Source organism: Alkalibacterium thalassium (assembly GCF_900101165.1).
GTDB lineage: Bacteria > Bacillota > Bacilli > Lactobacillales > Carnobacteriaceae_A > Alkalibacterium > Alkalibacterium indicireducens.
In genome coordinates, this window is the sequence record NZ_FNFK01000050.1 from 1 (window position 1) to 14,612 (window position 14,612).

Genomic DNA, 14,612 nt, shown 5'->3' on the forward strand with positions numbered 1-14,612 from the left:
GGGAATACTTTAAACATCAAGCGAAAGCACACCTGGAGAGCGATTATGGAAGACGGATCTATGCCCAGCGAAAGATTGACGTAGAAACTGTTTTCGGTCGGATGAAAGGTGTCTTTGGCATGCGCCGCGTTCATGTCAGAGGGAATCAAGCCGTGCATAATGACATTGGCTTGATGCTTATGAGCATGAATTTAACGAAACTGATCCTCGAACTCCGAAGAAAAGGAGGATGTACTTCTACATCTTCAGAAAAAATACAAAAGAACAATGAAGACCATCTAAAACCGACGGTTTTCATTGTTCTTTTTGTTTGTTAAGAGCTGGTTTTTTCCCAGCCCGTTTTTTTTTACTCATACACAGACAGAGACTTAAACTACCACAAAGCCGATAGCAGTTTTACAGTGATTTTACAAGGGTTTTCGTACAATGCTTATGACTAGCCAAGACTTTTTCACAAGAGTATACTGTAGAGAGTAGGGAAAATCTGAAGGGAGTGAGTGAATGGATACAAGCAAAATAAATGCTGATTCTGTAACTGTCGATGGCGGGCTCCATTTAGGAAGCAGAGAAGCTCCCATTAAAGTAGTGGAGTTTCTCAATCTCAAGTGTCCGTACTGTAAAGAGTGGTGGGAAAAAGGCACACCAGTCCTTGATGAGTATGTGGAGGACGGGAAAGTCGAACGGATCGTCAAGCTTTTTGACAAGGAAAAACCCGGATTGAGGAAAGGCAACATCCTTCATGCACATATAAATTATGAAGATGAAGAGACTGCTAGAAAAGACATTGATTATTATTTTGAAAACTTGCAGAACTGGGGCGGATTAGGCGAAGAAGAAGTGGCGGAGTATGCCAAGTCTAAACGTGGAGCAGAAAAGCGAAACAATTCGGCACACTCCAAGGCAGTCGTAGAAGAAGCAGAAAAGGCTAATGTAACGCTGGTACCGACTGTATTCATTGAAGATTATATTTTTGATGAACATATTACGGAAGAAGAACTGAAAAGCATTATAGAATCTAAACTGAAACGAGATGAAGACAGGGAACCGAATGAATATTGATAGGACGTAAAATGTCCCATTGATTTCATTTAATGGGTTGAAATCTGCCCCGCTTCTTGTTACACTGTATTTGTACGTGACGAAGAAAGATGTTTTCAGCTGTCTTGCTGTAAACAGGTCGAATATAGTGTCGGGGAAGGTGCCGTTTTAATATGCTGTCAGTTATTGAAAAAGTAGCACCCGGAACGCTTCATGTATTGAAGAGGCGTTACTATATTTTGAGCCATATTCAGAAATCAGCACCCATCGGCAGACGTGCTTTGGCAGATCGACTCGGGTTTACCGAGAGAGTTCTGCGTAAAGAAGTCGAGGTCCTGAGAAATCAGGGACTGATCAAGGCATCTACGCAGGGCATGGAATGCACACCGACAGGCATCGCAGTTTTTTATCAGCTGGATGAACTGATGGGGCAGCACGTTCAGTCACAGGAAAAGGAAACGCGGCTGGCTAATGCATTAGGCATCCAGCATTGTACGATCGTCATAGGCAATTCAGACAAGGATGAATCCAGTCTGATCGACATGGCAAGAGCTTCAATTGAAGTGCTCGACTTTCTTTTACCGGAAGGGCAGAGTACTGTGGCAGTTATGGGCGGCACGACGATGCTGGAAGTAGCAGAAGTCATGAGTCAGCAGATCGGTCTGCACCGGGAACTTTTATTTGTACCGGCTCGCGGAGGTCTGGGTGAATCCGTTGATATACAGGCTAATGCCATAGCTGAAAACATGGCGAGAAAGACCGGCGGTAGGAGCAGAGCCTTATATGTACCAGAACATGTGCGTATGGAAACTTACTCGCTGCTGATGAAAGAGCCGGAAATCAAAGAAACTCTGGAAATTCTGGAGAATGCTTCATTGGTTATCTACAGCATCGGCAATGCTCTTGAGATGGCCCAGAGAAGAGGAATGGATGAAGACACGCTCAAAGAGCTCATCGACAAAGGAGCAGTAGCTGAAGCGTTTGGAGAGTTTGTTGATCCAAAAGGAGACATCGTCTACAAATTGTCCCGCATTGGATTACAGTCCTCGAAATTACCAAGTATCCCTCATGTAGTCGCTGTTGCCGGAGGTCGTGAAAAAGCGAAGGCGATAAAGGCTCACATGAAAACTGTCCCTCCACACACATGGTTAGTGACGGATGAGGCAGCCGCAAATGAGATTTTAAACGGGGGAAACCCTTTAAAATAAAAATATATTTATTTCCTAAGGAGGAAATTAGATTATGTCAGTAAAAGTTGCAATTAATGGTTTTGGACGTATCGGTCGTTTAGCACTACGTCGTGTATTAGAAATGGATACAGAATTAGAAGTAGTCGCAATCAACGATTTAACAGACAATGACGACTTAGCTTATCTTTTGAAATATGATACAGCACAAGGTCGCTTCCCGCACGAAGTATCAGTTAAAGGTGATGCATTAGTAGTGGGCGGAAAAGAAATTAAATCATTCGCAGAAAAAGATGCAAGTCAATTACCATGGGGAGACCTTGGAATTGATATCGTATTAGAATGTACTGGTTTCTACGTATCTAAAGATAAATCTCAAGCTCACTTAGATGCAGGAGCTAAACGTGTATTGATTTCTGCACCAGCTTCAGGCGATCTTAAAACAATCGTTTACGGCGTTAACCATGAAGAGCTTTCATCTGATGACAAAATCGTATCAGCAGCTTCATGTACTACAAACTGTCTAGCACCAATGGTTAACGTATTGAACAATGAATACGGCGTAAACCGTGGACTAATGAGCACAATTCACGCATACACTGCAACTCAAGCTATGCAGGATGCACCAGGCGGACGTAAAAACCGTGCCGGAGCTGCTAACGCTATTCCAGCTTCTACAGGAGCTGCTAAAGCGGTAGGTAAAGTAATCCCAGCTGTTAACGGTAAAATTGACGGTACTGCAGTACGTATCCCAACAATTACTGGTTCAATGGTAGAGTTATACTCTGTATTGGACAAAGAAGTAACAGTTGAAGAAGTAAATGCAGCAATGGAGAAAGCATCATCAAGTGCATTCCTATACACTGAAGATGAAATTGTATCATCTGACGTGATCGGTGTTCCTGCTGGATCAATCTTCGATGCAACTCAAACTAAAATCATGGAAAGCGAAGACGGACAACTTGTTAAAACTGTAGCTTGGTATGACAACGAGTACGGATTCACTGGAAACATGGTTTCAACTTTAGAATACTTCGCTAGCCTTTAATATCCAGCGAATATCTAAGATAAGAAACAACTCTATTGTAAAGTAATAAATAAGCGGGGGAGCTAATACTCTATTATTTAAGAGGACACAACGATTGATGCGCAAGCAAAAAATTGGGCTGTTCAAACTGAATAAAGGGGATCGCGCTTCCCCCTTTTTTTGTGAAATAAAGGGAACAGAGTCAACAGGGTTAGTTTTCCATACAGAAAGGTAGGACTTTACACATGGCAAAGAAGACAGTTAAAGATTTAGAATTAAATGGCAAGAGAGTACTGGTTCGTGCTGATTTTAACGTACCGATGAAGGACGGAAAAATCTCTAACGACAACCGTATCCAGGCAGCACTGCCAACCTTGGAGTACATTCTTGAACAAGGCGGAAATGTAATCGTCTTTTCTCACTTGGGACGCGTGAAGACCGAAGAAGATAAAGCGGGTCTTTCAATGAAACCTGTAGCAGAGCGTCTAGGTGAGTTACTTGGAAAAGATGTGAAGTTTGTAGCTCAAACTCGTGGAGAAGAGCTTGAAAACGCAGTAGCTGAACTAGCTGACGGTGACGTACTGATGTTTGAAAACACACGTTTTGAAGATATTGACGGTAAGAAAGAAAGCAAGAACGATCCTGAATTAGGTAAATACTGGGCAAGTCTTGGTGATGTTTACGTGAACGATGCTTTTGGTACGGCTCACCGTGCTCACGCATCAAACGTAGGTATCGCGTCAAACCTTGAATCAGCTGCCGGATTCCTGGTAGAAAAAGAAATTAATTTCATCGGTGGTGCTGTGGATGAGCCTAAGCGTCCATTCGTTGCTATTTTAGGTGGAGCAAAAGTTTCAGACAAAATCGGCGTCATCGAAAACCTTATCGCTAAAGCTGACAAAGTTCTTGTCGGTGGGGGAATGACATATACATTCTACAAAGCTTTAGGACACGACATCGGTAATTCATTAGTTGAGGAAGATAAAGTGTCTCTAGCTAAAGAACTGATCGACAAAGCTGGAGATAAGCTTGTCCTGCCTGTTGATTCTATCGTAGCTGCAGAATTCTCTAATGATGTTGAAACTGAAATAGTTGGAGAAAACATACCTGAAGGCAAGATGGGTCTGGATATCGGACCGAAAACAGTTGAACTGTTTGAAAACGAATTGAAAGATGCGAAGACTGTTGTATGGAACGGACCAATGGGTGTGTTCGAAATGAGCAACTTCGCTCAAGGTACAATCAAAGTCTGTGAAGCACTGGCAAAACTTGAAGATGCTATAACGATCATCGGTGGCGGAGACTCTGCGACTGCTGCTCAGCAGCTTGGATTTGAAGAAGACTTCAGTCACATCTCAACAGGTGGCGGAGCTTCACTGGAATACCTTGAAGGAAAAGAACTTCCAGGTATCGCAGCTATTTCAGACAAATAATTTAATAAAAGCAAGATAAGCCGTTTTGACCTTCACAAAAATAGGGAATGACGCCTAATGAGCATACTGCGCAATGGCTCATTCTTCATTTTAGTGCGAGGTCAGGCATGGATTGCTGGATAATAATAAAAGCAAGATAAGCCGTTTTGACCTTCACAAAAATAGGGAATGACGCCTAATGAGCATACTGCGCAATGGCTCATTCTTCATTTTTGTGCGAGGTCAGGCTTAGATTGCTGGATAATAAAAGCAAGACAAGCCGTTTTGACCAGATGAGCAGAGTGACTGATCTGATCATTGACGGTGAGTGATTCAAAAGGTAAGGAACATTCCCTGAACTACACAAGAGAAAGAAGGACGATAGAATGCGTAAACCAATTATCGCTGGTAACTGGAAAATGAACAAGACATCGACTGAAGCGGCAACGTTCATCGATGCTGTTAAAGGAAACATCCCTTCAGCAGACAAAGTAGATGCTGTAATAGGCGCACCAAGTCTATTTCTTCAAAGCCTGATCGATTTAACAGTAGATACTGATCTTAAGATCGCTGCACAGAACTGTCACTTTGAAGACGAAGGTGCATTTACAGGCGAAATCAGCCCTAAAGCGCTTGAAGATATCGGGGTGGCTTATGTGATCATCGGTCACTCAGAACGTCGTGAATTGTTCCATGAAACGGATGAAGACATCAACAAAAAAGCACATGCAGTAATCCGCCATAACATGGTACCAATCATCTGTGTGGGTGAAACACTTGAGCAAAAAGAAGCAGGACAGACAAATGACTTGGTTTCTGGTCAAGTTAAAGCAGCTCTTAAAGGCTTAAGCGCTGACCAGGTGAGCAATCTAGTTATTGCCTATGAGCCAATCTGGGCTATCGGTACAGGTAAAACAGCGACAGCTGAAGATGCTAACGATACGATTTCAGTTGTTCGTCGTACTGTAGCTGACTTGTATTCACAAGATGTAGCAGATGCTGTTCGTATCCAGTACGGTGGATCAGTAAAACCTGCAAACATTAAAGAATTAATGGCACAACCGGATATCGATGGTGCATTAGTCGGCGGAGCAAGCCTGGAAGCAGATTCGTTCCTGCAATTACTGGAGGCGGCTGAATAAAATGAGCAAAGCACCTGTAGCCATCATTATCCTTGATGGATTCGGATGGAGAGAAGAAGAGTACGGTAATGCCGTAGCACAAGCTGAGAAACCAAACTTCGACCGTTACTGGAATGAGTATCCGCACAACACGATGCAGGCTTCAGGGCTTGCTGTCGGGCTGCCGGAAGGTCAGATGGGGAACTCAGAAGTTGGGCATACCAACATCGGAGCAGGACGTGTGGTCTACCAAAGCATCACACGTATCGACAAGGCGATTGAAGACGGTGAATTCGAAACGAATGAAGCCTTCAATGGTGCGATCAATCATGTAAAAGATAACGATTCTGCGCTGCATCTGTTCGGTCTAGTATCGGACGGGGGCGTTCACAGTCACCAGCGTCATTTGACTGCTCTAATTGAAGCAGCTAAGAACAAAGCAGTCGACAAAGTGTACATCCATGCATTCACTGATGGACGTGACGTTGCTCCAGATTCAGCTGTCCGCTTCATCGATGAGCTCCAGACAATCGTTAACGATTTAGGAGTCGGTGAAATCGCAACAATTTCTGGTCGTTTTTATGCAATGGATAGAGATACACGCTGGCCACGTGTCAAACGTGCTTATGACGCGATCTTCCACGGAGAAGGTGTGAAAGCGACTGATCCGGTAGAAGCCATTAAAGCCAGTTATGCTAATGATACATTGGACGAATTCATTGAACCAATCGTGATTGAAAAGGATGGCAAACCTGTTGCGACAGTAAACGATAATGATGCGATTCTATTCTTCAATTTCCGACCTGACCGTGCGATACAATTGTCCCGTGCGATTACAGAACCGGACTTTGATGAATTCGATCGTGGAAACGTGCCGTCAAACATCAAATTCGTTACCTTTACTCAGTATACTTCTGAAATGGCAGCGGACATCATGTTCCCGCCTGTATTCCTGAAAAACGTGATCGGACAAGTATTGTCTGATAATGGATTGAATCAGCTGCGAATTGCTGAAACGGAAAAATACCCACACGTGACATTCTTCATGAATGGCGGAACAAATGATGAGTTCCCAGGAGAAAAACGTATCCTGATTCCATCACCTCAGGTGGAAACGTATGACTTAAAACCTGAAATGAGTGCTTATGAAGTCACTGATGCATTGGTTGAAGATATCAAGAACGACAAGCATGATGCCATCATCCTGAACTATGCCAACCCGGATATGGTTGGACACTCAGGTATGCTGGATAAAACGATTGAAGCAATCGAAGCTGTAGATGAGAACCTCGGCCGAGTAGTGGATCTTATCCATGAAAAAGGCGGAACAGCAATCATCTTTGCGGACCACGGGAATGCAGATACTGAACTGACTCCTGAAGGTAATCCGCACACAGCCCACACGACAGTCCCTGTTCCAGTCATCGTGACGAAAAAAGGTGTTACTTTAAGAGGCGACGGCAAACTAGCTGATGTGGCTCCAACGATGCTTGATCTTTTAGGTATTGATAAACCGGAAGAAATGACTGGCGAAAGCCTGATCCAGAAATAACTGACTGATTTTAACCTGTTCTTTTATTAGGACATTTAAAATAAATTAACTAACCCTTTTCCAGGAAATGGAAGAGGAAAATTAAAGGAGAGAAAATAAATGCCATTTATTACAGACGTTATTGCACGCGAAGTTCTTGATTCACGTGGTAACCCAACAATCGAAGTAGAAGTCATCACAGAATCAGGCGCATTCGGCCGCGGTATGGTTCCTTCAGGAGCTTCAACTGGTGAGCACGAAGCCGTTGAACTACGTGATGGAGACAAAGACCGTTACCTTGGTAAAGGTGTCACTAAAGCTGTGGACAACGTAAACGAAACGATCGCTGACGCAATCATCGGTATGGACGTACGTGACCAGATGGGAATCGACAAAGCGTTAATCGAACTTGACGGTACACCAAACAAAGGTAAACTGGGAGCTAACGCAATCTTAGGCGTATCTATCGCTGTTGCACGTGCTGCTGCAGACTACCTTGACCTACCACTATATCGTTACCTTGGAGGAACAAACACTAAAGTACTACCAACTCCAATGATGAACATCGTTAACGGTGGATCTCACTCTGACGCACCTATCGCATTCCAGGAGTTCATGGTCCTACCAGTTGGCGCACCAACATTCAAAGAAGCTTTACGTTGGGGAGCAGAAATCTTCCACGCACTTAAAGCGATCCTTAAAGACCGTGGTCTTGAAACATCTGTTGGTGACGAAGGTGGATTCGCTCCTAAGTTCGAAGGAACTGAAGACGGAGTAGAAACAATTCTTGAAGCTATCAAGAAAGTTGGACTTGAGCCTGGTAAAGACGTATTCCTAGGATTCGACTGTGCAGCTTCTGAATTCTACGAAGACGGCGTATATAACTATGCTAAATTCGAAGGCGAAAACGGTGCAAAACGTAACGCTGAAGAACAAGTAGACTACCTTGAAGAATTAGTAAACAAATACCCAATCATCTCAATCGAAGATGGTATGGACGAAAACGACTGGGATGGATGGAAACTATTAACTGAACGCTTAGGCGACAAAGTTCAATTAGTTGGTGACGACTTATTCGTTACAAACACTGAAATCCTTAAACGTGGTATCGACAACGATACAGCGAACTCTATCTTAATCAAAGTAAACCAAATCGGTACGTTGACAGAAACATTCAACGCTATTGAAATGGCTAAAAAAGCTGGTTACACGGCTGTTGTCTCTCACCGTTCTGGTGAAACTGAAGATGCAACAATTTCTGACATCTCAGTAGCACTTAATGCTGGACAAATCAAAACTGGTTCACTTTCACGTACTGACCGTATTGCAAAATACAACCAGTTACTAAGAATCGAAGATCAATTAGGCGACCTGGCTGTTTACGAAGGTATTGACGCTTTCTACAACTTAGCTGACAAATAATCAGATCAAAAAAAGACGCTGGAGGGCTTAGTCCTTCAGCGTCTTTACATATGATAGACATCGCATCTATAGAACGAACGTCACTAATTCACGGCCATGAGTCAGCTCAAGCATACTGATCTGACATAATAGGGACTGGAAAACATGAGTGGGATGTGTTATATTATAAAATAGGAGATTTGTAAGAAGGAGGTCTATACTCATGTATGAAATTCTGTTAACGGCTATGCTTATCTTATCTGTATTCATTATCATTGTTATTGCCATGCAACCGACAAAAACTCAAAGTGCATCCAATGCCTTCATGGGCGGAGCAAGTCAATTATTCGGTAAACAAAAAGCCAGAGGATTCGAAGCAGTACTGATTAAGACAACAGTCGTCAGTCTGATTTTATTCTTCGTGCTGTCCTTCTTATTGACACGATTCTTTTAAGTTGAAATGAATGTGAATCTTAAGTACTCCTGTTAACTGTTTTCTCAGTAAGCACTCTGCTTATTGGATACTGGTTACAAGGAGTGCTTTTTTATTGCCTCTAAAGCTTATCTTATTGTGAGGGGGAAGTACACATTTAAGTGCTGTCTAGCTTCACGCACCAGCCTCTCGAGAAAAAGATAAATTTACCCATTGCGCAGGATGCTCATTCGGGGTAAATTTCCACTACTCGCTTCAGCTCGGTCGATCTCAAGGATATCTCTAAGAGCTGAAGCTCCAAGAGATACTAAGGTATTTTCTTGTCGAGGCTGAACGGCACGTGAAGCTTTTCTTATTGTGTTTTGGTACAAAAATGTGTCAAATTAGGGTAGAATGAAGAAGAGACTTAAGGAGGATATTATGAAAGATAAATCATTATTTTACGAAAGTGGAAAACGAGCAGTTCTGCTCTTTCATGCGTTCACTAGTAACCCGAAAGACATGCTGAGTCTGGGACGTGCGCTGGAGCGGGCAGACTACACCGTCTATGCTCCAGTATTTTCAGGTCACGGGACTAATGATCCCGACGACTTGTTTGACTATTCGATCAAGGACTGGGTTCAGGACGGGAAGGATGCGCTGGCCTTTCTTAAGGACAAAGGCTACGACGAGGTGGCAGTCATGGGCTTGTCTCTGGGTGGAGTCGTAGCGACTGATCTCCTGCTTAACGAGGACGTCATAGGCGGGGGGACGTTTGCTTCTCCGGTCGTATCTGAATATGATACAAACGTGCCCGAGCATTTCATGATCTGGTATGAACATATGAAGGAGCAGGCGGGCTATTCGAAAGAAGAAATTGCAGGATTGAAAACTTCAGCTGAAGTTAAAGTCCAGGCCATACTTGATGGGGTCCGTGCGCATGTCGCTGAAATGGAGAAAGAGTATGACCAGATAAATAAAAAAATATTTATAGCACAGGGTGGACAAGACGAGATGATCAATGATCAGTCTGCAGTCAAATTTAAAGATGCCCTGGTCAATGCGGATGTCGACTTCCATTTTTATGAAGACGCACCGCATGTACTGACAACAGGAAAGATCGGCAAAGACGTACAGATCGATGTACTGACTTATCTGTCTTCCTTAGAATGGAGTGATTAAATGAGTTCTGAAAAAGACAAGGAACTAGCAAGAAAAGAACTGAAAAAACAGATCCTAGCATTTATGAATGAACAGGACGGCCAATCAGTTGAAGTCAATGAAATCAGTGAAGGGCTGGGTCGTTCAGGATCCAATGCCTTCAAGGAACTGGTCCAGGCTATTGCTGAACTGGAAAGAGAAGAAAAAATAGTCCTGCTTTCAAGTGGTAAATTCAAGTTGAAACAAGCTTCGTCTGCTATGCAGGGACGCTTTAGTGGAAACGATAGAGGATTCGGATTCGTCACAGTCGAAGAATATGAATCGGATATCTTCATTCCACCAACTGAAACAAATTCAGCATTGAATGGTGATCTGGTCAAAGTAGAAGTGACTCAAGAAGCGATGCCATGGAAAGATAAAGGTCCAGCTGGGAAAGTCGTTGAAATTATTGAACGGGGAACCACTGTCGTCTTTGGTGAATTCAAGCCATATACGGATGATGAAGTGAAGGAATTAGGCCTGTACGGCTTCATTACGCCTCACAATCAGAAACTGCCGAGTGTCCTGGTCAAGATCGAAGCAAAAGGGATTCGCCCGGTCGAGGGAAGTATCGTTCAAGTTGAACTGACCGAGTATTCTGATACTGCAGGAAATCTGGATCTGAAGGGGATTGTCACCAATATTATCGGACATAAAGATGAGCCGGGGATTGAAATCCTGACTATTGTGCACAAATACAATATCCCTTCTGAATTCCCAGAAGATGTTTTAAAAGAAGCGGAATCTGTGCCTGATACAATCTCAGAAGAGGACACCGAAGGAAGAAAAGATCTCCGTGATGAAATGATCATTACGATTGACGGAGCAGATGCGAAAGACTTGGATGATGCGATCCAAGTGAAGAAACTGGACAATGGGAACTACTATCTAGGCGTCCATATTGCAGATGTCAGCCATTACGTCACAGAAGGCAGCCCGATGGACAGAGAAGCCTTTGAACGTGGAACCAGTGTGTACTTGACCGACCGCGTTATCCCTATGCTTCCGCAGCGACTATCAAACGGTATTTGCTCTCTTCACCCAAATGTCGACCGTCTGACACTGAGCTGTGAGATGGAAATCGACAGAAACGGAGCTGTCGTAGATTATACGATCTCACCAAGTATTATCAACTCTCATTACCGCATGACTTATACTGCGGTAAATGAAATTCTTATGGACAAGGATGCTCAACGTAGAGAAGAGTACTCTGAAATTGTTGATATGCTTGAACAGATGGAAGACTTGCATAACATTCTTGAAAAAAGAAGAGTACAGAGAGGATCTATCGACTTTGACACACGAGAAGCAAAAATCGAAGTCGACCCTCAGGGGATGCCAGTCGATATCCTGCTTAGAGAACGTGGTGTCGGTGAACGTCTGATCGAATCGTTCATGCTGTCTGCAAATGAAACGGTATCTGAACATTATGCCAAACAGAATCTGCCTATCCTGTACCGTGTTCATGATCGCCCTGACGAAGGAAAAATGCAGCGTTTCATCGAATTCGTTTCCAGCTTTGGAATCAACGTCAAAGCAACGAAAGAAAACATCAGTCCAAAACTGCTTCAGGATGTTCTGGACAAGGTAAAAGGCAAGCCGGAAGAAGGCGTCATCAGCATGCTGCTCCTGAGATCCATGCAACAGGCTAAGTATGATGTGGAGCCGATTGGCCACTATGGTCTGGCTGCGGACTACTATTCGCACTTTACCTCACCGATCAGACGCTACCCTGACCTGATTCTGCACCGTCTGATTCATTACTATACCGAAGTGGATAAATCAGAAAAGGCGAAGAAACGCTGGCAGGAAATGCTGCCGGAAATCGCAGAGCACAGTTCTGTTACGGAAAGACGGGCAGTAGATGCTGAACGTGAAACAGATGAACTGAAAAAAGCGGAATACATGCAGAGCAAGCTGGGCGAAACCTTTGAAGGTGTCATTACTTCTGTGACTAATTTCGGGATGTTTGTCCAGCTGGCCAATTCGGTCGAAGGACTGGTTCATATCTCGAACATGAACGATGACTACTATGAATTCAACGAACGGGATATGCTCATGATTGGTACCCGTACCGGAAAAGTGTACCGAATCGGGGAAGCTGTCAAGGTGAAAGTCATCGGAGCCGACACAGATAATTATCAGATCGATTTTCAGCTTGAAGAAGATGAATCGAAGAAACCTGATGAATCGCGTAGAGCTAGACGACGTAAGAAACAGGACAGTTCTAAAAAAGGAAGAGGTCCACGCCGCGGCTCAAAAAATAACAAAAGTAAGAACGATAAAGATAAAGGCAAAGGTCGGTTTAAAGGAAGAAGAAAGACCAAGAAGCCTGGAAAAAAACGTAAATGATAGGATAGAGGGGGATTTACATGCCCAAAGGAGAAGGCAAGTTAATTGCCCAGAATAGAAAAGCCCGTTACGAGTATACGATTCTCGAAACGATCGAAGCTGGCATTGTGCTTAAAGGGACGGAAATCAAGTCCATCCGTGCCGGCCGGATCAACTTGAAAGACGGCTATGCCAGTATTAGAGATGGTGAAATATGGCTATATAATGTCCACATTGCACCATTTGAACAGGGGAATCAGTTTAATCACGATCCGGTCCGTCCACGTAAACTGCTGATGAAGAAAAAGCAGATCGACAGTCTGTATGGAGAAGTCAAACAGGGCGGGAACACACTGGTTCCGCTTAAAGTCTACATCAAGAACGGTTTTGCCAAAGTACTGATCGGCCTGGCCAAAGGGAAGAAACAGTATGATAAACGTGAGACCATCAAGCGACGTGAACAGGACCGTCAGATGAGACGGGCAATAAAAGATAACTACTGATTTAAGATTAAAGCATCGGAACAGATCGGAAACCCGGCTGGTCTGATGCTTTTCTTGATTCAGATAAACCATGGCGTCTACGTGGAAAAGCAGGGTTAGCTGTCGATTATCCTAAAGACGTCTGTTAGAATAGATAGAGAGAGAAAAAGAAAGCGAGGAGCTAGTATGGCTGAAAAAGGGGTAACAATTTATTTTGTCCGACATGGCGAAACGTACTTCAATTATTATGGACGCATGCAGGGATGGAGCAATACACCATTGACCGACCACGGAAAAGAGGATGTCAGACGATGTGGACGTGGCCTGAAAGATGTCACGTTTGATGCAGTCTACACAAGTGATCTGTCCCGGACCCAGGAAACAGCTTCCATCATTCTAGAAGAGAATGGGCAGGTAGATAAAATGGACATGGTTCAGATGCCGGAATTCCGAGAAGTTTTCTTCGGGTCGATGGAAGGCATGTATGGTTCGGATGCTTACGATAAAGTTAGAGATTATCTAGGATACGACACATCAAAAGAAATGTTCAGAAAAACAGATGTACCTGAACGGATGAATGCCTTCCGTGCGGTTGATCCGGAAAAGCATGCCGAAGACTTTATGATGTTCTGGTCACGCGTTGAGCAGGGACTGATCAAACTGATCGACAAGCACCGTGATTCAGGAGAAACCATTCTTTTAGTTGCACACGGTGGAACGATCCGGTACATCCTGGAGAATCTCATTCCGGATCTCACACGACCTAAATCATTACTTAATGCCAGTGTGTCTGTCGCCAGATATGAAGACGGACTATATCATCTTGAAAAATACAACGATGTCTCTCATTTTAGGGACGAAGCAGAATAATCAAAGATCAAAGTGAGGCCATTTTCCTCTTTGTTGCAGACCTGCTATAACAGGCTTGCGACAAAGAGGATTCTTTGAAGATATATCGGTTACGCCTTAATCGTCAAATTTACAGAATAAAAATTAAAGCTAATGAAATAATCTACACCGTGGATCAATCAACTCAAAAACAGGTAAATGTTTTGCTAACGGCGGGCTTTGCTGTTTACCTGACTAGGAAACTGAATGACCGTTTAGGATCAATGACTCTTATTCTCCTGCCGATCATAGTAGGAGTCGGGGCATGTACTGTGTGACTACTGAAGCTTCCTTAAGCATCATCAGTCACCTCAAGGGTCGGGGACATATTAGCGGTTTTACTGTCCTCCAGCCATTATTGGTGACTATATTTTTTGCCGTATCCTTTTCATCCTGATTATTTCATCAGTCTCCACAGTTGAGTTAACAATAGTCATCGTAATCAGCGGCTTAGGAGAAGGAAGTGCACCAGTTTTCATTACAGAACTATCAAGCGTGAAAGCCCACGGTTTTAATCGTGGGATGAGAGCGTACATTGAGATAAGTGCCTGCTTGGTTTGTCTTCTTTTTATTTTAAAATTA

13 protein-coding genes and 1 pseudogene are annotated in these 14,612 nt (G+C 43.5%); 13 read left to right on the forward strand and 1 reads right to left on the reverse strand.

Annotated elements, in window-relative coordinates; all coding sequences use genetic code 11:
• The 13 genes and pseudogenes from BLR76_RS09115 to BLR76_RS09175 form a co-directional block, all read left to right on the forward strand.
• Positions 1-224, forward strand: a pseudogene (locus BLR76_RS09115) (transposase); the annotation flags it as partial.
• A gap of 277 nt (positions 225-501) precedes the next feature.
• Complete coding sequence (locus tag BLR76_RS09120) at positions 502-1,059, forward strand: thioredoxin domain-containing protein (protein WP_091268338.1); 558 nt, start codon at positions 502-504, stop codon at positions 1,057-1,059.
• A gap of 152 nt (positions 1,060-1,211) precedes the next feature.
• Entirely contained in the window at positions 1,212-2,246 is a 1,035-nt protein-coding gene (locus tag BLR76_RS09125) for a sugar-binding transcriptional regulator (protein ID WP_091268339.1), read from the forward strand.
• Positions 2,247-2,280: 34 nt separating this feature from the next.
• Positions 2,281-3,273 (forward strand): type I glyceraldehyde-3-phosphate dehydrogenase, encoded by a 993-nt coding sequence (gene gap / locus BLR76_RS09130; RefSeq protein ID WP_091268340.1) that lies wholly within the window; start codon positions 2,281-2,283, stop codon positions 3,271-3,273.
• 224 nt (positions 3,274-3,497) lie between these two features.
• Entirely contained in the window at positions 3,498-4,685 is a 1,188-nt protein-coding gene (locus BLR76_RS09135) for a phosphoglycerate kinase (RefSeq protein WP_091268341.1), read from the forward strand.
• Between the two features lie 365 nt (positions 4,686-5,050).
• Entirely contained in the window at positions 5,051-5,806 is a 756-nt protein-coding gene (tpiA, locus tag BLR76_RS09140) for a triose-phosphate isomerase (RefSeq protein WP_091268342.1), read from the forward strand.
• A gap of 1 nt (position 5,807) precedes the next feature.
• Positions 5,808-7,337, forward strand: coding sequence for a 2,3-bisphosphoglycerate-independent phosphoglycerate mutase (gpmI, locus tag BLR76_RS09145; protein WP_091268344.1), 1,530 nt, complete (start codon positions 5,808-5,810; stop codon positions 7,335-7,337).
• A gap of 99 nt (positions 7,338-7,436) precedes the next feature.
• On the forward strand, positions 7,437-8,738 hold the full coding sequence (gene eno / locus BLR76_RS09150) for a phosphopyruvate hydratase (RefSeq protein WP_091268345.1): 1,302 nt from the start codon (positions 7,437-7,439) through the stop codon (positions 8,736-8,738).
• 202 nt (positions 8,739-8,940) lie between these two features.
• On the forward strand, positions 8,941-9,171 hold the full coding sequence (gene secG, locus BLR76_RS09155) for a preprotein translocase subunit SecG (protein WP_091268346.1): 231 nt from the start codon (positions 8,941-8,943) through the stop codon (positions 9,169-9,171).
• Between the two features lie 399 nt (positions 9,172-9,570).
• Positions 9,571-10,311 carry an alpha/beta hydrolase gene (locus BLR76_RS09160; protein ID WP_176759676.1) on the forward strand — a complete coding sequence of 247 codons (741 nt, stop codon included), beginning with the start codon at positions 9,571-9,573 and terminating at the stop codon, positions 10,309-10,311.
• Entirely contained in the window at positions 10,312-12,681 is a 2,370-nt protein-coding gene (gene rnr, locus BLR76_RS09165) for a ribonuclease R (RefSeq protein ID WP_091268350.1), read from the forward strand.
• A gap of 20 nt (positions 12,682-12,701) precedes the next feature.
• Entirely contained in the window at positions 12,702-13,163 is a 462-nt protein-coding gene (gene smpB / locus BLR76_RS09170; protein ID WP_091268352.1) for an SsrA-binding protein SmpB, read from the forward strand.
• Between the two features lie 165 nt (positions 13,164-13,328).
• Entirely contained in the window at positions 13,329-14,012 is a 684-nt protein-coding gene (locus tag BLR76_RS09175; protein WP_091268354.1) for a histidine phosphatase family protein, read from the forward strand.
• 383 nt (positions 14,013-14,395) lie between these two features.
• On the opposite strand, the gene BLR76_RS12045 is transcribed toward BLR76_RS09175, so the two are convergent.
• A partial coding sequence (locus tag BLR76_RS12045; RefSeq protein ID WP_218121428.1) for a hypothetical protein occupies positions 14,396-14,612 on the reverse strand: 217 nt, incomplete at its 5' end.

Coding starts and splice junctions, on each gene's coding strand:
- BLR76_RS09120 (WP_091268338.1), top strand. CDS start 502: ATGGATACAAGCAAAATAAATGCTGATTCTGTAACTGTCGATGGCGGG.
- BLR76_RS09135 (WP_091268341.1), top strand. CDS start 3,498: ATGGCAAAGAAGACAGTTAAAGATTTAGAATTAAATGGCAAGAGAGTA.
- smpB (WP_091268352.1), top strand. CDS start 12,702: ATGCCCAAAGGAGAAGGCAAGTTAATTGCCCAGAATAGAAAAGCCCGT.
- eno (WP_091268345.1), top strand. CDS start 7,437: ATGCCATTTATTACAGACGTTATTGCACGCGAAGTTCTTGATTCACGT.
- gap (WP_091268340.1), top strand. CDS start 2,281: ATGTCAGTAAAAGTTGCAATTAATGGTTTTGGACGTATCGGTCGTTTA.
- gpmI (WP_091268344.1), top strand. CDS start 5,808: ATGAGCAAAGCACCTGTAGCCATCATTATCCTTGATGGATTCGGATGG.
- rnr (WP_091268350.1), top strand. CDS start 10,312: ATGAGTTCTGAAAAAGACAAGGAACTAGCAAGAAAAGAACTGAAAAAA.
- tpiA (WP_091268342.1), top strand. CDS start 5,051: ATGCGTAAACCAATTATCGCTGGTAACTGGAAAATGAACAAGACATCG.
- BLR76_RS09175 (WP_091268354.1), top strand. CDS start 13,329: ATGGCTGAAAAAGGGGTAACAATTTATTTTGTCCGACATGGCGAAACG.
- secG (WP_091268346.1), top strand. CDS start 8,941: ATGTATGAAATTCTGTTAACGGCTATGCTTATCTTATCTGTATTCATT.
- BLR76_RS09125 (WP_091268339.1), top strand. CDS start 1,212: ATGCTGTCAGTTATTGAAAAAGTAGCACCCGGAACGCTTCATGTATTG.
- BLR76_RS09160 (WP_176759676.1), top strand. CDS start 9,571: ATGAAAGATAAATCATTATTTTACGAAAGTGGAAAACGAGCAGTTCTG.